Genomic DNA, 23000 nt, shown 5'->3' on the forward strand with positions numbered 1-23000 from the left:
TTGGGTTCTTGTACTATGGATTCGTAACCAAGTCTACTTCCGGGTTTGGCGTCTGCACCCAGTAACGTTCTCTTTGAAACGGATACGTCGGCAACGGTATCCGGTAAGGCAGGTCCGTATCGTACAGCTGATTCCAATCTACCCTTTCACCGGCAGTCCACCCCCGTAAGAGCTCATCAGCAGAGGCTGACCGCAGGTTCTCCGGACCGGATTTCTCTGCGATGCCGCCGAGGGGGCCGCCAGTCTCTTCCACCATCTCAGCGGAACCTCTATAGTACTGATCGGGCTCCAGCGTCCCCTGGACAAAACGTGATAGTTTCTCATACAGTTCGTTCAGCCCGTCCGCAGTGAAGCCCAGACGCTCTGCGAATTCCTCCCGGCCGGTTTGTAAGGTGTAGGCAAGATCCTGCAGCGCAGGGAGATGCGGCGGCCGCTGACCTCCGTTCGGACTGGAAGGCACCAGATGTCCGACAAATTCAGCCAGCTTGACAGCATATTCATGAAGCGAGCGTTCGCACCTGGCCGACAAGGGGATGGCATACCTTGTTTTTGTCGCCAGTCCTTCCGTCACAGGCGGCCTTGCTGCAAGGCGCGGGTTGATATATTCCTCCACTACGGCGTGAGCGATGACACCCCCGCCGCCAAAAGAACTAATGCCGGCTCTTCTCGGCCTGCGTACGCCGGACGGATCGATGTCGGGTTTCCAGGACGTATTCGATTTCACGATATATAGCGGACTGTCTTCCAGCTCCAAGTAAGGATTCAATTCGCTGATATTGACATTGCCGGGTATTACTCCATGCTGCATGGATAATATCACCTTCAGCAGGCCGGCAAGCCCCCCTGCCGCTTCCATATGACCCAGGTTGGATTTCACCGAGCCGATGCCACAGGAATACGCTTGCCGCTCTAGTGGCATACGGGCCAAGGTCTCTTTCATCGTACTGTTCAGCGCATTCACTTCCACGGCGTCCACCAGGCTGATTCCCGGACCGTGTACCTCCACGTAATCCAGCGAACACAACTCAACGCCGCTAAGTCGGCAGGTTTCCTTCAACAGTTCCGACTGGGCGCTTGCCTTGGGAGCGGTAAAGGAGCTGGAACGGCCGACATGTCGGGTAACGCAGCCCCTGATGACGGCATGGATATGATCGTGATCGGCAATTGCCGCCTTGAGCGGTTTCAATACGACCGAGATGACACCCTCCGCCCTCACATACCCGTCCGCCGTCTTGTCGAAGGTCTTGCACCGCCCGTCACTGCTCAGCTTGCCCAGTTCGTCGAATACCATGAACAGCCTCGGACTCAGAATCAGATTGCTTGCGCCCACGATCGCCGTATCGCATGCCCCGCTGCGAAGCGCCTCCACTCCCCGGCTTAGTGCCGTAAGCGAGCTGGAGCAGGCCGTATCGACCGCCTCACTCGGGCCTGTGAGATCAAAATAGTGGGAGATCATATTCGGGATCAGGGTACGCTCCATGCCCGCCGCCGCATGCAGATCAAAGTTAAACCCGCTCTGGCGAAGCACATCCATATAGTCCGTATAAGCTACGGCTGTAAAGACGCCTGCGCGACCGGCCGCCAGTTGCGACATTTTATACCCCGCATCCTCCACCGCTCCCCAGGCCGTCTCCAGCATGAGGCGCTGCTGGGGATCCATCTGGATAGCCCGCTTAGCAGGGATGCCAAAGAAGCCGGCGTCAAAGCGGTCTACATCGGCAATAAACCCGCCCCACCGGGCCTTCGTATGTTCCCCGGAGACTTTGCGCCAGTTCCATCGGTCTTCGGGAATCTCGGTGATGACGTCGATGCCGTGAATGAGGTTGTTCCACAGCTCCGATACGCTGCCTGCGCCTGGAGTGCGCGCATCCATTCCGATCACCGCAACAGCTGAGTCCATCCAGTCCTCATATTCCCTCTCGGCCGTGGCCGTTGCGGCTGGGCCTACGTTCTCCCCCGATGCAGCGTGCTTCCCGTAGCTCTTGTTCTGCTGATCGGCGACGTCTGGAGCAGCGGCTGCTGCCCTCTGACGCAGTGCATCCGCATAGGAAGTTGTCAGCTCCTCCAGGTGACTGCCCATCAAATAACGGATAATGCCGTTCGCTGTGGCAAAATCGAAAAATTGGGGCGGTGCAATGCGCACATTGTACATTTCTTCGAGCTTGGCGCTGAGCGATATGAATTTGATCGAATTAAAGCCGTTCTCAATCAAATTCGCCCGGTTGTTCAACTCAGCGGGACTCTTGTTCATTAGCCCGGCAATAACGGCTCCGATATCCCGATCCAACCAGCCTTGCAGCAGCAGAAGGAGTTCCCTCTCATCCAGCCGTTGCGGCACAGGCTCAGCCGCAGGGAAGCTAGGCACTGTCCCGGCCTCATGGCCGTCCGGCCCCAACTTCCTGGATGGGCCAGCCCCCGGATCCGCCATCCCGGTCCTATCTTGCTCCTCTAGCTTTATCCCCTGTGCGAGATGCGCTGACTGTTCTGATACACCATAACTCTTGGTGATTTCACTTAACGGTTGGGCGGTCAGCCAGTTCCGGTCGATCTTGCCGTTCGGAGATAAGGGGAATTGGCGCAGCTGCACCCATACCGTAGGCACCATGTACTCCGGCAGGGACTGGACCAGCATGCTAATATACTCTCTCTGCCGGCCGGTTGCCGTGGAGTCAGGCCGGTCTTCAACGGCAAGCCAAAAGGCGACAAGCATCTTGTCATCCAGATTCTCTCCCCTGGCGACGGCGACGGCATCTTTTAGTCCCGGAAGCTTCTGCATCGCAGCTTCAATCTCGCCAAGCTCAATCCGGAAACCGCGTACCTTCACCTGATGATCGATCCGGCCATGGTATTCGATGTCCCCGCCGGGCAGATACCTTGCCCTGTCTCCCGTCCGGTAGAGCCTGCCGCCTGGCACGGTTGACAAATGATCTCTGAGAAACGCACTCTGCGTTCGTTCGGGATCATTCAGATACCCGCGGCCGACTCCTTCGCCGGCAACATAAAGCTCGCCAATCACACCAGCTGGAACGGGCTCAAGATAACGGTCCAGAATAAACAGGCGCGTGTTCTGAATCGCACGGCCGATCGGCATAATGGCCGTGTGCGGCGGCGGCGGCGCGTGAAGCACATAATGGGTCACATCATCAGAGCATTCCGTCGGGCCGTAAGCGTTAATCAAAGGAATGGAGGGATATCGGTTGAACCATCTCGCGCATAGATTGGGCGGAAGTGCTTCACCGGTCACCATCATCCATCTCAGACTATGAAGTTTCTCCGCCAAGTCGGCTCTTGCGCCGATAACATCCAGCACCGCATGAAGCAGGGAAGGAACCATCTCGAGGACCGTTGCCCCAGAAGAGGCAACCGCTTCTAGGAAGGGAACCGGATCCATGACCAGCCCATCCTCCATGATCCGCGTCGTCCCCCCCATTACGATGGCCGACAGGAATTGCCACACGGAAATATCAAAGCACTGGGAAGCATTTTGAACGACAACATCCCCCGGGCCGAGCGACATCTCGTTGATTTTGGCATAGAGATGATTCAGCATTCCCCGGTGTTCCACCATCGCGCCCTTCGGTTTCCCTGTGGAACCCGAAGTGTAGATGACATAAGCCAAATGGTCGCCAGTGACGCGAATCCCCGGATTGCCGCAATCTTCCTGGCGCCCATACAGCATATGAATCGGCAACACCGGGCAATCCCCCGGATGTTCGCCGGTGTTGGAGAGTGAGCGACCCGGACCGGTCAGCAGCACTTTGGCTTTGCTATCCCGTATAATGCCAAGGTGCCGGCTCGCCGGATGCTTCGGATCGAGGGGGATGTAGGCCGCACCCGATTTGAACACGCCCAGTATGGCAATCAGGAAATCGCAGCTGCGGTCCGCCAGAATGCAGATTCGCTCATCCGGCGACGCTCCCCGGTCCAGCAGCGCTTGCGCCACTTCGTTCGCATAGGAATTCAGCTGGGCATAGGTAAGAGATCTTGTGCTGTCTTGTGCGGCCAAAGCATGCGGCGTTCGGGCTGCCTGCAGTTCAAACAGCTCGTGCAGCCGGTATTCACGCGGATAGGGTACCGTCGTATCGTTCCACTGCTCGAGCAGAAGGAGCCTTTGCGGCGGACTAAGCAGGGCAAGCCTGCTGATCGGCAGCTGCGGTTGTTCCGCGATGCTCTGCAGCAGGGTAACAAAGCAGCCTGCCATTCGAAGGATGGTGTCTTTTTCAAACAGATCGGCATCATAGCGGAATGCACCCGCGAACCGCTCACCCAGCTTGGTCATCACGAGCATGAGATCGTTCTGCCCTTCTTCACTAGGCAGGTCGAACGGCATCCAAAGCTCTGTTGCCGTACTGCCAGCCTGCTGCGCTTTCCGGATATCATCGATGAAGACGAACATCACCTGGAGCAGCTGCTGCCGGCTTGCATCCGGCTTCAAACCCAGCTTGTCCAGCAGCAAGGCGAACGGATATTCCTGATGCTCCAGTGCTTCCAGTACGGTCTGCTTCACCTGCCGGGCAAAGTCGGAAAAGCTAGGTTCGCCTCCGCAATCCGCCCGGATCACAACGGCATTGATGAAATAGCCGACCACGCCGGTCCAAGACGGATTCGTTCTTCCTGTCGCAGGGGTTCCGACCAGCAGCTCGTCTTGGCCCGTGAATCGGTGCAGCAGCACCAAGTACGCAGCGAGGAGCGTGACATAAAGACTGCAGCCGGTGCCGGCCATGCTCTGTGATAATCTCGTCAATAGTCCGGAATCCACTTCAAAAGAAACGGAATCCCCGTTGCCCTTCTGTACGGTCTTCCGCGGGTAATCGGCAGGCAGCCGGACTTCCGGCAGCTCTCCGGATAAACGCCTGCACCAATAGGCGGCGAGCGACTCGCCTTGGGGGGACATCAGCATCCGCTGCTGATCTTTGACGTAATCTTCATAAGGGTACGAAAGAGGTGCAAGGACCGCCTCCCTGCCTTGGATCCATGAGCGGTAGCAGGTTTCCAGCTCGCCTACGATCAAATGGTAGGACCAAGCGTCCATGATAATATGATGAGCCGTCAGCACCAGGCAGCTGCTGTCTGCAAGCCGGAACAGCTCGGCCCGGAACAAGGGCCCTTGATCGAGCCGGAAAGGCATCTTGCCGCATCGGGTCATCTCGGCTCGGGCTCTTTCTTCCGAATACGTGCGGCAGTCGTATACCTGCCAATGCACGCGCTTCCTGTCATAGATGACCTGAAGCACATCGGGCCCGGCGCTGCGGAAGACGGACCGCAGGGAGCTGTGCCTGTCGGTTACCTGCTGGCAGGCCTGCTCAAGCGCATATTCGTCCACCTGGGCGGACAAACGGAGGCCCAGTACGGTGTTATAGGCCGTACCGGCGGGATCGAATTGATGGATCATCCACATGGCCTTCTGGGCGGGAGATACCGGAGCCAGCCTGAAGCTGTCTCCGAGGCTTGTAATCTTGCCGAACTCGGAGCGATGGGACAGCAGCTCCATTCGCAGCTCCTCTGTCATCGCCCCGTGGTCATCGCTGTAACGCAGTTTGCCTTCCTCTACTTTGAAAGCGATATCCTTTAGCATCAGTTGGTTAAGCAGGGAAAATAAACCCATAGGAGCCTCCTTCTTGTCGTCCGTTCCATTCTTGCGCCGTGGTTTACAATTCTAACCACTGCCGCTCCTTATTGCCCGCAGCAACCGATGGGACGGCCGCTAGAGGTTCCGGTGCGCTGCCCCCCCGCTGCAGCAATCGGATCAGCTCCTGTGTATGTAAACCGTCCATCAATTGTCCCATCGTGATCTCGATACCGTAATCTTTTATAATCGTATTGCGAACATGGATGGCAACCAGCGAGTCGATTCCCATCTGGCTGAACGGCATCTCCTCATCGAATGAGCCTTCGGATTCATCCGGCCCTGGCCCCAGGTTATGAAGAGCTAACAGACCATATACATACGATCTCGGATCAGCTGAGCGGCCCGAATGCGAAGCCGCCTGTGGAGCAGGCGACGGGACGATGGCTGGCTTACGAACCCAATAGCGCTCTTTGTTGAGCGGAAAGGCTGGAAGCCTTACACGTTCGGGACGGTTGCTGTATCCCTCCTGCCAATGAACCGTATCGCCGCCGGCCCACCGGCAAGCAAGACGCCGCAGCTCTCCGGCAGCCGCTTCCGGTAAACCGCCTAGCCGCAGAGGCCCGCTCTGCCAGCCGCTGGGCTCGGTTGTCTCCGCGCCTGTCACCAAGCAGGGGGACAACTGCCCCTCGAGATAATGTCTGAGCCCTTGAAGCAGCCCGGCTGCATCGGCCGCAAGAACGGCGACCCGTTCCCTCATCGGCTCCCGGGAGTTCTGAAGCGAATAAGCGAGCGACTGCAGCTTTCCGGTGTCATGGAACACTTCGCTGCCTTCTAGCCAATCTCGAAGCTTCCTTGCGTACCGCTTGAGACCGTCCGCATCAGGGGCGGACAGCGGGAAGATGAACCCATATGCCTCCGCTGTTATGCCCGCCCCTTCCGGGAACGACAAGTTCCCCGAAGGAACGTACTGCTCCAGGACAAGGTGGGCGTTCGTTCCGCTGAAGCCAAAGGAGCTTACTGCAGCACGTCTTCGTCCATCCGATGGCGCTGCCCAAGTCCGCAGCGTGCTGTTAATGTAGAACGGGCTGTTCTCCAGCGAGATATGGTCGTTTAACTTCTGGAAATGAATCGTAGGCGGCAGCATGTTGTGCTGCATGGACAAAAGCACTTTAATCACGCCTGCCGCCCCGGCGGCCGTGAGCAGGTGGCCTATGTTGCTTTTGACCGAGCCCAGAGCGCAGTAACCCGCCTTCTCCGTGTAATGCCGGAAAGAATCCGTAAGGGCTTCGACCTCAATCGGATCGCCGAGCCGCGTCCCCGTCCCATGGGCTTCCACCATCGTAATCGTCTCCGGGTGGATGCCGAAGCGTTCATATATATCGCGTTCCAGTTCAAGTTGGGATTGGCCGCTGGGAGCCGTAATGCCATTGGTCCGGCCGTCCTGGTTCATTCCCCAGCCGCAGATCACACCGTGGATCAGGTCCCCGTCACGCTCCGCATCCGATAACCGCTTCAGCAGGACGACGCCTACCCCTTCGCCGGGCACGAAGCCGTTCGCCCTATTGTCGAATGTAAAACAGCGCCCGTCAGGAGATAGCATCCCGGCCTTGCTGGTCATAATATGCATGTCCGGATTGGTCAGCACACATACCCCGCCTGCCAGCGCGAGGTCGCTGTCCCCGAGCGCCAAACTGTTGCAGGCTTCAGCCATGGCGACGAGTGAGGCGGAGCAGGAGGTGTCGATGGCCATGGATGGCCCCTTCAGGTTCAGAAGATATGAAATTCGTGCGGGGAGAATGGCTATAGACCTTCCCACCAACCCATAGGCACTGAGGCCTTCTTCTCCCATAAGCTGCTCATAACCGTTCGCAGAGCAGCCGGCGAATACCCCGCAGCGGCTGCCCGCAACATCCGAAGTACGAATGCCCGCGTCCTCCAAAGCACGCCAGCAGTGCTCCAGGAAGAGCCGTTGCTGGGGATCCATCAGCTCCGCCTCGGCAGGAGAGATCTGGAAGAAATGCGGGTCGAACCGGTCGGCTTCCTCCAGGACGCCCATCCACTTCGAATAGCTTTTTAGGGGAGTATTCGGGTCCGCGTCATAGAATGACATATCCCACCGGCTTGGGGGCACCTCGCTTATGCAATCTCGGCCTTCCTTCAGATTGATCCAAAACTGCTCCAGCGTATCGGCCTTAGGGAACTGGCCGGACATGCCAATGATAGCGATCGCCTCAGCTGCCGCCGTCTTCCGATCCCTCGGCCCTCTTCCATTCTTATTTCCTGGTGCGGGTTCCATTCCCGGCGCTGCCGCCGTACGTTCCAGCCTGCCGGTTTCCTCCATCGGCAAGTAGGGGGACGATGCCCAACTTGAAGGCTCCGATACCCCTGATTTCTTCGGCTCCTGAGTGGAATCTGCCCTTTGCTTCAGCTGCGAAACCTCACTTAGTCTGCGCCTAGCTTCCTCCATGCTGATGGTTCCCTCTTGTAGAGACCGTAAGATCGCTTGTGCGTTCATGTATCTCCCTCTTAACCTGTCTATAATGAAAATCAATTTCCAAACAGCGCCGTGATCCGTTCTTTCACTTCATCCTGATGAATGGTTTCCCGGTGCATTTCCATCTCTTCTTCAATGATCCCCGGCAGCTGCTGGCGGAGGTGCTTGGTCAAATGGCGCTTCAGCGTGATCAGGGAGTGACGGGGCTTCTGTGCCAAGTCTCTGGCTGTCTCCAGAGCGGCCGTCATCACCTCGCTCCGGGATACGACGGGAAAAGGAACTCCGCGCCGTTCCAAATCAATGCCCCGGTAATTATTTCCGCTCATCAGCATTTCGCTGCTCAGCGGGAACCCGAATTTAAGCGGCATAATCAGGGTCGCTCCCATACCCGGTGTAAAGCCGTACTTCATATAATTGGCGGTATAGATGCTTTCGCGGCTCAATACGATAAAGTCAGCGAACAGGCCCATAGAAAAACCGCCGCCTATCGCATGTCCCTGCATCGCAGCGATAACGGGAACAGGACATTCCAGCGACAATTGAAAAACGGAAGCGTCGGTAAATACCGCCTTTCCCGCGTGAATAGAAAGTAGGCCTTCCTTGGTCCCCCCGGAGGAGAAGTAGCTGTCATACCCTGTCCAGATCACAGCCCGGCATTGCGGCATCTCCCCAATCCGCCGGAACGCATTCTGAAGCGATGAAGTCATCTCCGGTGTAAGCATATTTTTATTCACGCGGTCCTGCATTTGGAGCAGCAGAATTCCGGGCTCCAGCTCACTGATTGTTACAATCTGTTCCATCATAGCCGCTTCGCTCCCCTATGCTTCCCATGGAAATTGTCCTGTTTCAACAAACCTGCTGATCCGTGCGAGATTCCCCGGGTCAGCGAACATCCGGCGGTTCGCTTGAACCGCCTCCTGCCTGGCGGCAGGGATGTCATTGCGAAGCTTGGACATATAGGACTTGTAGTGAATTACTGCTTCTTTGGATATCCTCGTCAAACGCGGAATATGCCTGCGGAGCAGTAACCCGCTGTCCGCTCCGCATACGTCGACAAGTCCCCATTCGCTTGCTTGCCGGCCTGTTATCCCTTGTGTGGACAGCGTCAAATAATGGGCACGTTGATAGCCGATGCGCCGGACCAGAAATGGCAGGACGCAGGCCGGGAACAGGCCGAACAGCATTTCCGATAAGCTGAACACCGCCGTTTCCTCGGCAATGACGATATCACATGCTGCAGCGAAGCCGACACCACCCGCATTGGCTTTGCCCCTGACATGCGCGATAGAGACGAAGGGGCCTTGGGCCAGCTGCTCCCACAAGGTGTACAAGGGCTCCGCTACGTCCAGGGTATCGGTATCCGCCGAGGTATGCCGCACACTCTGAAAGTCGGCTCCCGAGCAGAATACATCCGCAAGCCCCTCCAAGATCACGACTGCCGCATGCTGCGCATGACTGACGAGCGCCTGCGAGCACTCGTCAATCATGCGCACGTTGATCGAATTCCCAGCCTCCGGGCGGTGCAGCGTAATGAACAGCACGGGCCCCTGCTGACGCACGAGAATCGTCTTGTAGGAAGGGCTCATAAGCTGCCCTTCCATTGATAACGGCGGTGATAACCGCTGATCTCTTCCAGTACAAGCCGGGGCTGGTCCAGCCTGCGGGCTGCCCCCGGGATAAACCCGTGGTCCAGCTTGGCGTTGCGTGTGCCGAACTTGATCAGATCCCCTGCTTCCAAGACCGCTTCATATTCATCCATAGACAGGGAATAACGGTTCGCCAGCTGACTGCCAATGGACCACCTGCGCTGGCGCTCCTGCCCTTCCGGCGAAACGACGCCGCTGAAAAATTCGGAGCAGCAGCCCGATCCGTAAGAGAAGCAGCCGATCCGCTTGGGCACAGGGAAGCTGCCGAGATCGATGGTGCTCGTCAGCGCAAGGAACAGCGTGGCCCCCATGATATTTCCCACCCGCTGGCAATAGTACATGCCCGGGAGCACACGCGACTCGAAGTCCGCTTCGATGTCCGCCGGTTTGGCCTTGACCATCTTGCGCATCATCGTTCGGTGGGCTCCCTTGACCATGCCACCGAACGGCGTATGATACGCCATATAGCCGAAGGTATCGCGGTAATGAACCCCGCTCACCCGCCGTTCGTACTCGAGATAGGTCTGTTCGCAGCAGTCAAGATACGAGAGCAGCGAGAGATCGGCATCGCCAGCCTCGCTGTCGGGTACCGGCCGGCAGGTGTCCATCACTTCATACCCGTAATATCCGTTGGCCCCCGGATCCACCTCGAAGACGATTGGATTCTCCGAGACCAGCATCGCTACGGCACCCGCCCCGCCGCTCGGTTCGACGAAGGACCAGTCCGGAGCAAGCGTATCTCCCTCCTCGGCTTTCAAGAAACGGGAAATGTCCGTTGCGACAACGAGCACCTTGGCCCCCGGCGAAACCTGGGAGATGATGAAGTTTACGGCCATTTGAAAACCGGCGGTCCCTGCGTAGCATGCCTGCTTGATCTCGAATAACCGGCAGTTGCGGTGCAGGCCCAAATAATGATGCACATAGGTGCTGATGGATTTACCGAAGTCGATGCCGGATTCCGTGCATGTGATCAGCATCTCAATGCGGTTCTTTTCTTCCTCGGACATCGCATCGACGATCGGTTTGGCTGCGTTAACGGCAAAAGTGACCGGATCCTCATACGGAAGGGCAACCGTTTTCTCCACCATTAACAAGTTCTCGAATCGGGCCGTGTCGAGCCTCCGGTATTTGGCAAGCTCGTTCACATTCAAGCTGGCCGTACCGCCAAAAGCGTTCATTGCTTCTATTCCGGCTGAAATCATCTGTACTCCCTGCTTTCAGTTCATAATCGCTGTAATATGACGGCGGTGTTCATTCCGCCAAATCCCATGCTAAGCTTCAGCGCGCTGCGGATCTCTCGCCCTACCGCTTCCGGCCCTACCCATCGCAGGGTTTCATCAATAGGCTGCTCCAGGTTGCGGGTCGGATGAAGTCTGGACTTCTTCATCTGAAGCAGGGTGGCTACAAGCTCCACCGTACCGGCTGCGCTTAGCGCATGCCCCGTAATCGCCTTCGTCGCATTAAGGTAGGCGTGCTGGAGCCCGCAGCTTCGGATCACTTCAAGCTCGGTCTCATCTCCGACGGTTGACCCGGTACCATGCGTGTTCACATAATCGATCTCGCCAGGCTCGATTGCAGCGGAAGCCAGTGCATTGCGGACGGCCCGGCGTTCCCCATCCACAGAAGGATTCGGATTCCGGTTCGCATCACACGCAAGGCCCCAACCCGCAGCTTTCACGAAGGCATGCTGCCCGCGCTTCGCCGCATGCTCGGCGCGCTCAAGGACCACCGCTCCGCACGCTTCGCCATAAATAAAACCGTCCCTCGCACGGTCAAAGGGCCTGCAGGCACCCGCCGGGTCATCAGCGAAGCGGTCCGAGCCCATGGCACCAAGCGAGCGGAAGGCTTGACACTCTAAATAGGACAAGTCCATCAGCGCGCCTAAGGCAATCACGACGTCTGCTTGCCCGGAGCGGACAGCTTCAGCCGCTGCGATAACCGCCGCCTGGCCGCTCGCCGATGCCCCTCCCAATGTGTACGCAAATCCCTGAATGTGAAACTGTTCGGTGCAGACCCCGCACAGATCGCTGTCCATGAATGTCATGCCGTAGGTGGGCCGCGTATACAGCGGACGGTCCCCATACTGTTCGTAGGTCAGCAGCTGCTCCCGCTGCTGTACGTTCGATCCGCCGATGATGAGACCGATCCGGGCCGGATCGACCTGGTCCAGCGCGGCCTCTTCCCAGGCCTCCTGCAGCGTCAGCAGTGCGGCTTGCCCCGAAAGCGACAGGCCTCGCCATAATCTTTTGCTGATGCTCTCGGTAGGAAGGAGCGGAGGAAGCTCCGCCCCAATAAACCGGGTATTCTTCTGACGCCCGGGACGCTGCATGAAATCAAAGGCATGGCCGCCTCGGAGCAGTGCCTCCGCAAAGGCCTCCTGTCCCTGGCCTGCGGCGGACAAAATACCGGCTCCGGTTATCAGGACATCAGACGAGCTGAAGTTTCGCATGAATGATGTCCACCAGTTCACCGATATTGGAAGCTCCGAACAACTCGACCCGGGGGATCGACAGCGACAAGGTCTCCATCGTCATCATCACGATCTCCGCACGGTCTACCGAATTCGCCCCCAGATCCGACAACCGGTCTGAGTATTGAAAAACATGGTCTTCCAGCTCGGGCAGCAGTTCTCGGGTATGCTCTATTACAATACGGAAGATTTGTTCTTTATCCATTTAAATTCCTCCCAGGGCTATAAGCAGCTTCTCTGCTTGCTGAATGTCAAGCTCTCCGTTACTCACTTGATGAAGCACATCGTCCACCGAGGTGTGTGTCTTCTGCCCCTCGGCAGTGTATACCGCCTGCACCGAATTCAATTGTGACGCAATATACTTGGCAAATTCACTGAGCGTGGGGAAGTCATACAGCTTGGTTGCTGTAATGGCTGTGCCATAACGCCGGTTAATGGTCCTCATCCATTCGACACCCACGATCGAATCCAATCCCAGGTCTACGAACTTCGTGTCCGTATCGATGTCATTGATATTCAGAATAAGGGCATCTGCCAGACTCGCGGCAAGTTCATCCCTTATTGCTGCTGTACTAGGCACGTTCAGGGAAGCCTCCGGCTGCTGCCAAGAGACCGGACGCCCAGTGGCTGTAGAGATTACAGCGGGAGCCGCCATCGCGGTTTGATCCATGCACCGGCCGCTCTGTTCCGCCAAGTAAGCAGCCAGCTCCCCGATGCTTGGATAATCGTATACCTTTGTAGCCGGTATAGCCGTTCCGTATTTCCGGTTGATGGTCCGCATCCACTCTACCCCGACAATGGAATCCAGCCCCATGTCGACGAACTTTTTGTCCATATCCATGTCCGTAATGCTCAATAAGAGGGCGTCCGCCAGGCTTTCTGCGAGCTCCTGTGCCAGCTGCTGTACCGATGCGGCATCTTCCTTCACGATCTGTTCCTGTTCCATCCGTGATGCCACTGTCAGGTGTCTTTGCGGCAGCGGCTCGTTGACAGGAACGGCCTGCGGGGCCGGCGGCCTGTCATCCAGCGGACGCAGCGCCACCGCCGTCCTAAGAGTAGAATCAGACCGTAGGCCTGGATCCGGTGCCGCGCCTGTAGGGCGCAGCACGATGCCCCTCGGCTTATCGGCCGCCGGCTGCGCTGTCCGGTCCGGTATGGCCGGCGAGGACGCTATTGCCCCTGATCCGCTTACAACGCCTGGAAACGACGCCTGAGTCATTGCCGTGCCGCCCATGCTGCCGCCGGCCCGCTGTTTGACTTCCCCGGCCTCCTGCCGCACTGGATGCATTGCCAGGGGCGCGCTATCCGGCTGGTGCAGCGGCCGCTGAGCTGTACGCATACCGAACCAATAACGTTCACGGGCGAAGGTATAGGTCGGCAGGCTCATTCTCCGCGGGCTTTGGTTCTGATACAGCGGAGACCAGTCGATGTTCAGCCCCCGCGCCCAGATTTCCGTAATTTTATTCAACTTTCCTTTTGCGAACCATACCTCAATAGCGGCTGCAAGGTCCTCATCGGCAAATAGCGAGACAATGTCTTTGCCGCGCTTGGAGTGCCCCCGGTACAGACCGGCAACCGATTCCGCCCCCCCGAGATACTGCTCCAGCTTATTCTTCAGCTCCTGCACGCTTTCTACGACAAGACCAAGGCGTTCTTCCCATGCCTGGCGGCCTGTCTGCAGCGTATACGTCGCGTCGGGAATGCCGGCGTCTTCCAATCGGCCTTCCGACAAATAAGCCAGCCAAGCACCGGCCAGATCACGCAAACGCTCCTCGTTCCTGGCTGACAGCACGAACACAGCAGGTTTGGTTTGCTCCCCGCGAGCAGGAAGGCGTTCTTGCGCAGCCTGTGGTATATACTCTTCGATCACAGCGTGCGCATTGACCCCGCCGAATCCGAAGGAGCTGACCCCCGCCCGCCGTAGCACGGTGAAGCCTTGTTCATCGTGCAGAGGTGTCCACTCGCGATTCTCGCGGACGATGTAGAACGGGCTGCCCTGAAGCTGGATGTACGGGTTCACCCGGTCGCAGTGCAAGGTACGGACCAGTGTTTTGTGCTTCATTTGCAGCAGCACTTTCATGATTCCCGCTACGCCCGCCGCCAGCTCCAAGTGTCCGATATTCGTCTTGATGGAGCCTAGCCCGCAGTAGGGCTCGGAAGCAGGCCGGAGCCCATTGTGCTCATATAAGGCCTCGAACGCCGATTTCAGTCCGTTGACTTCAATCGGGTCGCCCAGCTCCGTTCCCGTTCCGTGTGCCTCGATGTAGGATACGGTACGCGGGTCGATGCCGGCTTTAAGGTATGCGGCCTGCAGCAACGCGGCCTGAGCCTTCGGATTCGGAGCGGTTAACGATTGGGCCCTGCCTCCATGATTCACAGCCGTGGCCCGGACGACACCCAGGATAGAATCCCCGTCCGCCTCCGCGTCCTCCAGCCGTTTCAGCACCAGCATGCCCACGCCTTCTCCGCGGACATAGCCGTTCGCAGCGTCAGAGAATGTTTTACAGCGGCCGTCTTCGCTGAGCATGCCCGCTTTGTTGAAGCTGATGTGCGGCACTGGCGAGATGATCGTATTGACGCCTCCTGCAACAGCCATCCGGCAGACACCGTTCTGAATGGCGGATACGGCGCGGTCCAGCGCAACCAGAGAACTGGAGCATGCCGTCTCCACCGGTTCGCTAGGCCCATGCAGATCGAGCAGATAGCTCATCCGGTTCGGTCCGACCGATGAGACACTGCCGGTTGACGAATAACCTTCGACCGGCAGGCCGGCCCTCAGCGCCAGTTCACTGTATCCGCTGCTCGCCGTGCCTACGAAAATCCCGGTATCCGAGCCCTCCAAGGCGCCCGCTGCGTACCCGGCATCCTCGATCGCCTTCCATACATAAGTCATCAGAAGCCGCTGCTGGGGGTCCATCAACTCGGCTTCCCGCGGAGATATGCCGAAGAATTGCGGATCGAATTCTTCAATCCCGCTGAGGAAGCCTCCCCATTTCACGTTGCTCTTGTTCGCCTCTTGAGGATCTCCATAGTACGCCCGCCAGTCCCAGCGGCCCTCTGGAATTTCGGTAATGCAGTCCCGGCCTTCCAGCAAATTGGCCCACAATTCCTCTACACCTTCCGCCATCGGGAATTTACCGCTCATGCCGATAATTGCCACGAGATCACGCCCGGATTCGGCTTTTGCGGAGGTTCCGGCGGACCACCTGTCGTCCGCAGCAGCATGTACGGAGACGGATGGGCTGTACGGTGCGGCGGAACGGACAAGCCGCAAAGGAGCCGCAGCGGGATTGAGATCTGCTGCCGTGCCCGGAAGTTCGCGTCCGCGGGCCGACGCAGGCAGCAGCTGTTCCGCCAGCTGTCCGCCGTAAGCTTCAGCCATATATTGGGCGAAGCTGTGCAGGGCAGCGTACTCAAAGAAAATGGCGGGTGTCAGGTCCGTGTGATACCGTTCGTTCAGACGGTTCGTCAGTTCGGTAAGTGTCACCGAATCGAAGCCGTAATCGCTGAATTTCAACTGGGGATCGATATCCGTCGGCTTTACTTTCAGCAGCTGCGACACCAGGGAGCCAAGCTCGCCTTGCATAGCTTGGGCAAGGGCCGCCGTATGCGCTTGGTTCTCGCTGCCGGCTGTCTTAATTCCGGCCCCAGCGCCACCCCCGTTTTCAGCTGCGGCGGCTCCTGCCGTACCTTTCTCATTCGCCGCAAGGATGGCCCGCATGCGCCCAAGCTCCCCTTCCATCACCAATAATCGCGATGTCCCGATCGCAAGCCCCGCATAAAGCGATTGTAATCCCGCAGCCGAGCGCAAAGGAATCATGCCCAGCTGTTTGCGAAGCCGTTTGCTGTTTTCCTCATCGACAGCCATGCCTCCCTCTTCCCAGAGCGGCCAGTCTACGGTTAAGGTTCTTCCCGAACACAGCCCCGCCGTGACTGCTTCCTGCCTCAGCTCAGCATATTCGCCGGCGAAGGCATTGGCTGCGGCGTAATCGGCTTGTCCCGCATTGCCGACCGAGCCTGCAATCGAGCCGAAGATCACGAACAGATCAAGCGGGTACCGGCGGCTCGCCTGATCCAGATTGGCAAGACCCAAGGTCTTGACGGCCAGAACCTCTGTCAGCTCCTTATCTGTCTTCTTCAACAAATAGCTGTCACGGTTCACGCCTGCGCTGTGGATGATCCCGTGTATCATCCCATAACGGTCATGTATCCCGTCAAGAAGACTTGTGACCTGGTGTAAGTCTGCTACGTCCGTCTGCACGTATTCGATCGTAGCCAGTGGCGCGGACGCTCTCACTTCATCCAGCTTCTTCTCGAGCGCCGGGTTCAGCGCCGACCGCCCGGCCAGCACCACGATCGCCCGGCCGGCATGGGCCAGGATGTCTTGGGCAACAATCAGGCCGAGCCCTCCCGCGCCTCCGCTGATGAGGTATACCCCGCCGGTCTGCCAAGGTGCATCCAAGACATGGCGGGGCATCTCGTGCTCCTGCCAGGTGCGGATGTACCTTGTGTGATCCCGGTAGCGAATATGTTGATCAACCGAATGTTGCGCATTGGTTAGAAGCAGCTCCGCGAGCTCCTTCTCTTGCAAGGCACCTTCAGCTTCGATAAGCTGCCATTGCAGGCGGGGATGCTCCAGATGTGCGGTACGAAGCATACCGCTCAGTCCGGAGAGAAGCCTGCCGTTCCGATCTTCCGTGACAACAGCCTGCAGGAGCACTTGACCTGTGCCGCCGGCTGTAACCAGCTCTTGAATCAGTTGGAGCAGCTGAACAGCGCAATCTTGGAATTGCAGCGCTGGATGATCCTCACTCGAGCTTAGAATCAGGCAATCTGCCCCGTTCAGATGCGCTTGCAGCTGGCGGACATCCACCTCATCCAGTCCAATAAGAAGAACCTTATGACGGACAGGCGTAGCGGCCAGCGCTTCAGGCAGAATGCGCTCGGTCCATACCGGCTCGCAGAGCAGCAGGCCGTGCTTTCCTTCTTCCGCCTCCTGCTTCAGGCTCCTTGCGGACAAGCCTTGCATCCGCCATTGTACGGCCCCCGATTCGCTGCACACATCAATATCGAAGATGGCTGCGTCTCCGCCCGGCGTATTCTCACTGCGGCGTGCGACCGCCCACATCACCGGAGCCGTTTCTCCGTATACGGACAGCTCCTTAAGGGCAAATGGCACGATCAGGGGAACATGGGGCATCCCTTCGCCCCCGGCAGCCTCCTGAAGGAGAACCAGCGTCGTCTGCAGACTGGCATCCAGCATGCCCGGATGGAGGTAATAGGAGGCGGCCGAAGCCGGAACTTCTCCGCTTCCGGGAAGACGAAGCTTCGCGAGAATCGTATCCGCCCCGATATATACTTCCTCGATGCATTGATGTTCCGGTCCATAATCCAGTCCGGCATCCAGGAACGCCTTATAATATTGCACGGCGGTCCAAGGACTCGGCTTGCACCGGGCAAGCAGATTTTGCAACGGCACGCTTGGCGGCTGCGACACGCTTCCAGGTAAGACTTTTCCCTGGGAGAAGATCAGTTCTTTGTCACGACCGTAGATTTCGAAGGTAATTCCCCCACCGTCTTCCGGCTGCAGCCGGATATTCAGCACGGTCTCCGAGCTCTCCGCTGTGATGGGCCTTGTCCAAACCACATTCCGGAAGGTCATCTGCCGCTGCCCGGCCATCCATGGCGCTGCAGCCTCGTAAACGGCTGCACGAGCCATTTCAAGACATGCGGAAGCCGGCATGACGCTGCGGCCATTGAGCACATGACCGGCCAAAAACCCTTCTGCCCCGGTAAAGCGGGAGGTATACCGCTGCTCCGTCAGATCGGACGTATTGCTGTGCAGCAGCGGATGCAGCACGGAAGTCACTGGGCCTGGCTGCAGAGCGCCACGTGTGTCCGCCTCCTGTCCAATAACAGGCACCCAATAGCGGTCGGCCGCAAACGGATACGTTGGCAGGTGAATCCGCGCAGGCGGCGAGCTGTACAACGCTTTCCAGTTCACGCGGGCTCCCTTCGTCCACTGCTCGGCCACTGTACCAAGCTCATCTGACGTCATTCGGGTATGCAGCTCCAAGGCTCCTGCAGCCGGTTTGACTGCACCAGCGCTTCGGTAGCAGTCCATGGGCGTCTTCCCGTTCAGCAACTCGACGAGCTTGCTCACGGCGTCCCCAGCCGAAGAGGCAACAAACGCCAGCCGGAAGGCCATAGCCTCTCTTCCTGTTTGAAGCGTATAGGCCAGATCCTCTAAGTTAACGGTTACGTGCTCTGCAGTCTCCAAAGCGGCTTCTTCAGGACAGTATATGGCAAGAACCGCCGGCCGGCAGCGATCCATGATCCGGCTGGCCAGCTCCCGAACCGAGCTCACTCCCGGCGCCAGCTCCTCCCACTCCGTCATCCCCCACTGCTCTGCAATCCGCTCGCACAGCCGGAAACGGGTCAGCGTATCCACATTCTGATCTACGAAAGGATAGGCAGCATCAAGCTCATCTGCAGGAACCTGCAGCAGCTGGCCCAGCAGCCCCAGTATGTCCTGTTCCACCAGGCTGGCCAATTGTGCTGAGGCCGCCGGTCTCGAAGAGGAGACGATGCCTCTCAAATAATCATGCAGCTGCCTTACGCGGGCCAGAAGCCTGTCTTCTGAACGGGCGGACAAGGGAATGACAACGGCAGATTCGGCCGGAGCTATACCTTGGGACGCCGCAGAGCGGACGCGTGGAATATATTCCTCCACAATCAGGTGGGCATTGCTGCCGAAAGCGCCGAATGAACTAAGTCCTGCCCTCCGGGAGTAAACCTTTCGGCGGCCCTCCGCTTCAAGTTCCGGCCTGAGCCAAGCGCCTCCCTCACGTTCCAGATAGAAGGGAGTTTCAGCGAAGGGAATATAGGGGTTGCCCTTCTCCGCATGCAGCGAAGGGAACAGCTCGCCATGCTTGAACTGCAGCAGCAGCTTGGTTAAACCCGCAATCCCGGCCGCCGCTTCCAGGTGTCCGATGTTCGACTTCGAGGAGCCGATCGCACAGTACTGCTTGTCCTGCGTCCAATCGGAGAAGGCGCGGTGCAGACCCTGGATCTCGATCGGATCCCCGAGCGAGGTCCCGGTGCCGTGGGCTTCGATGTAGCTGATGGTGCGCGGGTGGATCCCGGCGTGTCCCAGCGCCTCCCGGATTACCTCGGATTGGGCAACGGGATCGGGCACGGTAGCTCCGGATGTCTTGCCGACATGATTAAGCGCCGACCCCTTGATCACCCCGTAGATCGGATAACCTTCCTGTTCTGCGCGGGCAACGGTCGTGAGCATGACAACCCCAACGCCTTCTCCCGGCACATATCCGTCGCCCCCTTCTCCGAAGCTGCGGCAGCGCCCGTCTGTTGCCAGAAACTGCGCCTGCTTCAAGAACATATACTTATGGGGATGCGTAACCAGATTCACCCCACCCGCAAGGGCAAAGTGGCACTCGCCTGTGCGGATGCTTTGGCTCGCCAAATGAATGGCCGTCAGGGAGGAAGAACACATGGTATCCACCGCCATCGACGGGCCATGCAGATTCAGGCTGTAGGAGACCAGGTTGGCAATCGCTGCAGGACTGCTGCCGAAGGACATCGGTACGCCCTTGTGGGCTAAATCTGCGCCAAGCAGCTCATAATGGCTCCAGAATACACCCGCAAACACGCCGACCGTCTGCTCCGAACCGGAGACATAATGGTGTTCCGCCCGGTCTTGGGCATAACCGGCATCCTCGCATGCTTCCCAGGCCGCCTGCAGGAACAGCCTCGCTTGCGGATCCGTGGTCTCCGCCTGCTTCGGCGACATCTGGAAGAACAGCGGATCAAACTTGTCAATATCGTCCACAAAGCCGCCGAACTTATAGAATTGATCGACTTCATAACCGAAATCGTGTCCATGCCACCGCTCCCGCGGGAACCCCGTTACACAATCCCGCTGACTGCGGAGATTCGCTTCGAATTCCCGTATGCTGCCGGCCAGCGGATAGCGTCCCGACAAACCGATGACAGCAATATCATCCGGCCCGTAGCTGATTTCGATGTGATCCTGCTCATCGCTTCCTGCCGACAGCTCTTCAGCGCCGGTGACCGTGCTCCGGATCAGATGCTCGTCCCCGTACAGAACAGCCGTCTGCGCCGCTCCCTCGGCCACCGCCCAATCCAGCGCCATCAGCCCTTCTTTGTCAGGCAGCGGCCTCATTCCGGATGAGGCGAACAGCATTCGCTCCATCTCCGGATCGATCTGCATGCCCCCTCCGGACCACAACGGCCAATTGACGGAGAGAGTCACTCCGCTTCGTTCCCCCTGCCCGGCCAGCCTCCGGCGTTTGGCTGCGAATACATCCATGACCGCGTTGGCGCTTGCGTAATCGGCCTGTCCTATGTTGCCCAGGACGGCCGAGATGGAGGAGAACAGCACGAAGAAATCTAGCGCGTCCTGGCGGCTCACCTGATCCAGCAGATACAGCCCCTTCACTTTCGGGTTGAACACTTCAATCAGCTCGTCCGTATTTTTGCGCACGATATACTCGTCTTTAATGACCCCGGCGCTGTGGATGATGCCGCTGACGGCTCCAAACTGCTGCTTGATCTGTTCATAAACACGAGTCACGTCCTCTTCGCTGCCCATATCCGCCTGCAGCACCAGCACTTCCGAACCGAGCCCCCGCAGCCGCTCTACCCGCTCCTCCTGAGCGGCGCGCAGCGGCGAGCGACCGATCAGCGCGAGTTTCACCGAGCACTGCGCAGCAATATGCTCCGCAACCAGCAGGCCGAGTCCGCCTAGGCCGCCTGTGATGACGTAGACGCCACCGGGTTTATATACCGTCTCAAGCCCCTCAGTGCTTCTGCGAAGCGGACTCCATCGGCGGGCATAGCGCTCCACCTGCTCTCCGCTGTACAACAGAGTCTCCTCCCAAGCCCGATCAGCGGCTGCTTCCTGCGAAACAATCCCCACCAGATCAGACAAAGAGCGGTGTGCCAGGCCTTCGATAATGAGCACCTTGCCTCCCAGCCGAGGCTGCTCGAGCTTGGCCGTCTTCAGCATCGCCTCCAAGGCAGCCGCATAATCACCGAGCTCGTCATCCCCATCCGCCACAATAAGGCAGCGGATCTCCTGGGCCGAACGCTGCTGGAGCTCATATTGAAGATGCTCAAGAAAGCGTTTGAACATCTCGCCGAGCCGTTCCGCCGGTTCCGCTTGGGAGGAATCTACGGCAAGAACTCCCGCCGCCGGGAATCGTACAGCCAGGGCAGGCTTTAGGCTCTCTTCCAGCCGGGATGCCGATCCGAACAGCCAGATTACATGCTTCGCCGCAGCATCCTGCCGGATATCGCCTTCTGCAGTTGGGGCCGGCACTTTCGTTTCCAGGGGTGCACGCCGCCAGTGGCGCTCATACAGCAAGAGCCGGCTTTCCGTTATCGCATCGTCCCGGCTGGTGGCGTCGGCTGCGGTACCGGAATGATCCAGCGGGCTTGGCGCGTCCTGAGCAGGCTCCATAGCACGGGAGGCCAGCCCGTCTACCGGTGAACCGGCAGCAGCCACCCGGAACCGTTCGAATGCGGTACCATATTGCCCCGCCAGGTAATCCGCGAGCCGTTCAATGGTGGCGTATTCGAATAACAGCGTCGGATAGAGCTGCGCATCCAGCCGCCGTTCCAGCTGCTTCACCAGACCGAGCAGCTGCGTGGAATCCAAGCCCAGATCGTAGAATCCTGTCTGGGGATCAAGCGTTGCCGGCTCTACTTGGAGAACTTGACCGATCTGTTCCTTTAAGTATGCTTCTGCAAGACGGGCAGGCTCCAGGAGCTCGTAAGACAGGGATTGCTCCCCGTCTTGCTTCTGCTTGGAGACGGCCTCCTGGGCCGCTTCCTGAACGGCTTCTGCGATCGTCTCCTCCCCATCGAGCCGCACCAGCCGATGAATCGACTGCAGATCACGGATCCGCTTGAGGGTCAAGCGCTCGAATTCAACCAGCAGCTCGCCGGCTGCGTCACGGATCTCTAGGTCGGTAGAGAACACATCGAGGCCCTCCCGCAGGCCCGCTTCTTCCATCGGACTTCTACGCGTATAGGTGTAGATTGTGTCAGGCAGCTGCTTATATATGCGGAACCGGCCGATCATGAACGGAATATAAGCCTTGGTGGAATCAAATGTCAGGTCTCGTTCGCCGGTTAGCCTGAAGGAATAGCCCGCAAAGGTAGAGCCGTCCAGGAAAGCCGGATGAGCGTGAAATTTGGAGCGGTATTGCTCCGCAAGCTCTCCAAGCTTCAGCTCCATGACTTCCTCCTGTTCCCGCCGGTAAACAGTGCCAAGCGTCTTCATGAAAGTGTAGTGCTGGATATCGGCTTTCCTGGCCACAGCGTATATTTCATCCATGTCCCATTTCCGGTCGGCACCTGCAATGAGACCCCGGATGTCCCTGACGCTCCGCGTCCTCTCTTGCTCCATCCCAGGATATAACAAGCACTCCATGTTAGCCCGCCATTCAGGATCCGCGACCTCGGAGCCCCGTACCTTCCTGCTCGTAACCCTTACTTGGAAATGATCCGTCTGCGGAATGAACGTAACGTTGACCTCCTGGTCAAAAGCCTCCGAAGTGACGACCGGCTGGATGAACAGAATGTTTTTTAGCTCGACCGCCTGCGTTCCCAGATAAGGCAGGACCAGACGGTACACCATATCCAGCAGCGTAACACCAGGCAGTGTGCGTATCTGGTGGACGAGATGGTCTCTGACGATATAGTTGGCATGCGAAATCCGCTGAACGTAGCTTTCCTGCGTTTGCATTTGACTGATCATTTGTCTATGCTCCT

Annotated in this window: 8 protein-coding genes and 2 pseudogenes; all 10 read right to left on the reverse strand. The window is 58.3% G+C overall.

The features are described from left to right. Nucleotides 1–13: 13 nt before the first annotated feature. Nucleotides 14–5605, reverse strand: a complete 5592-nt coding sequence (locus O9H32_RS24855) for a non-ribosomal peptide synthetase (protein WP_269868822.1) — start codon at nucleotides 5603–5605, stop codon at nucleotides 14–16. A gap of 43 nt (nucleotides 5606–5648) precedes the next feature. After that, entirely contained in the window at nucleotides 5649–7910 is a 2262-nt protein-coding gene (locus O9H32_RS24860; RefSeq protein WP_269868883.1) for a type I polyketide synthase, read from the reverse strand. A gap of 206 nt (nucleotides 7911–8116) precedes the next feature. Continuing rightward, nucleotides 8117–8866 carry a polyketide synthase gene (locus O9H32_RS24865; RefSeq protein ID WP_269868823.1) on the reverse strand — a complete coding sequence of 250 codons (750 nt, stop codon included), beginning with the start codon at nucleotides 8864–8866 and terminating at the stop codon, nucleotides 8117–8119. A gap of 15 nt (nucleotides 8867–8881) precedes the next feature. Continuing rightward, entirely contained in the window at nucleotides 8882–9649 is a 768-nt protein-coding gene (locus O9H32_RS24870; protein ID WP_269868824.1) for an enoyl-CoA hydratase/isomerase, read from the reverse strand. Further along, nucleotides 9646–10911 carry a hydroxymethylglutaryl-CoA synthase family protein gene (locus O9H32_RS24875; protein WP_269868825.1) on the reverse strand — a complete coding sequence of 422 codons (1266 nt, stop codon included), beginning with the start codon at nucleotides 10909–10911 and terminating at the stop codon, nucleotides 9646–9648. Before O9H32_RS24875 ends, O9H32_RS24870 begins: the two co-directional genes overlap by 4 nt. A 20-nt stretch (nucleotides 10912–10931) precedes the next feature. Then, complete coding sequence (locus tag O9H32_RS24880) at nucleotides 10932–12158, reverse strand: beta-ketoacyl synthase N-terminal-like domain-containing protein (RefSeq protein WP_269868826.1); 1227 nt, start codon at nucleotides 12156–12158, stop codon at nucleotides 10932–10934. Further along, nucleotides 12136–12384: an acyl carrier protein gene (locus O9H32_RS24885; protein ID WP_269868827.1), complete on the reverse strand. Its 249-nt coding sequence runs from the start codon at nucleotides 12382–12384 to the stop codon at nucleotides 12136–12138. Before O9H32_RS24885 ends, O9H32_RS24880 begins: the two co-directional genes overlap by 23 nt. Continuing rightward, on the reverse strand, nucleotides 12385–13566 hold the full coding sequence (locus O9H32_RS32955) for a phosphopantetheine-binding protein (RefSeq protein ID WP_406627376.1): 1182 nt from the start codon (nucleotides 13564–13566) through the stop codon (nucleotides 12385–12387). A gap of 33 nt (nucleotides 13567–13599) precedes the next feature. Next, nucleotides 13600–15363: pseudogene (locus O9H32_RS32960) on the reverse strand (type I polyketide synthase); the annotation flags it as partial. Nucleotides 15364–15573: 210 nt separating this feature from the next. Further along, nucleotides 15574–22986: pseudogene (locus O9H32_RS24890) on the reverse strand (SDR family NAD(P)-dependent oxidoreductase); the annotation flags it as partial. Between the last annotated feature and the right edge of the window lie 14 nt (nucleotides 22987–23000).

It is taken from the genome of Paenibacillus caseinilyticus, assembly GCF_027533645.1.
Taxonomy (GTDB): Bacteria; Bacillota; Bacilli; order Paenibacillales; family NBRC-103111; genus Paenibacillus_G; species Paenibacillus_G caseinilyticus.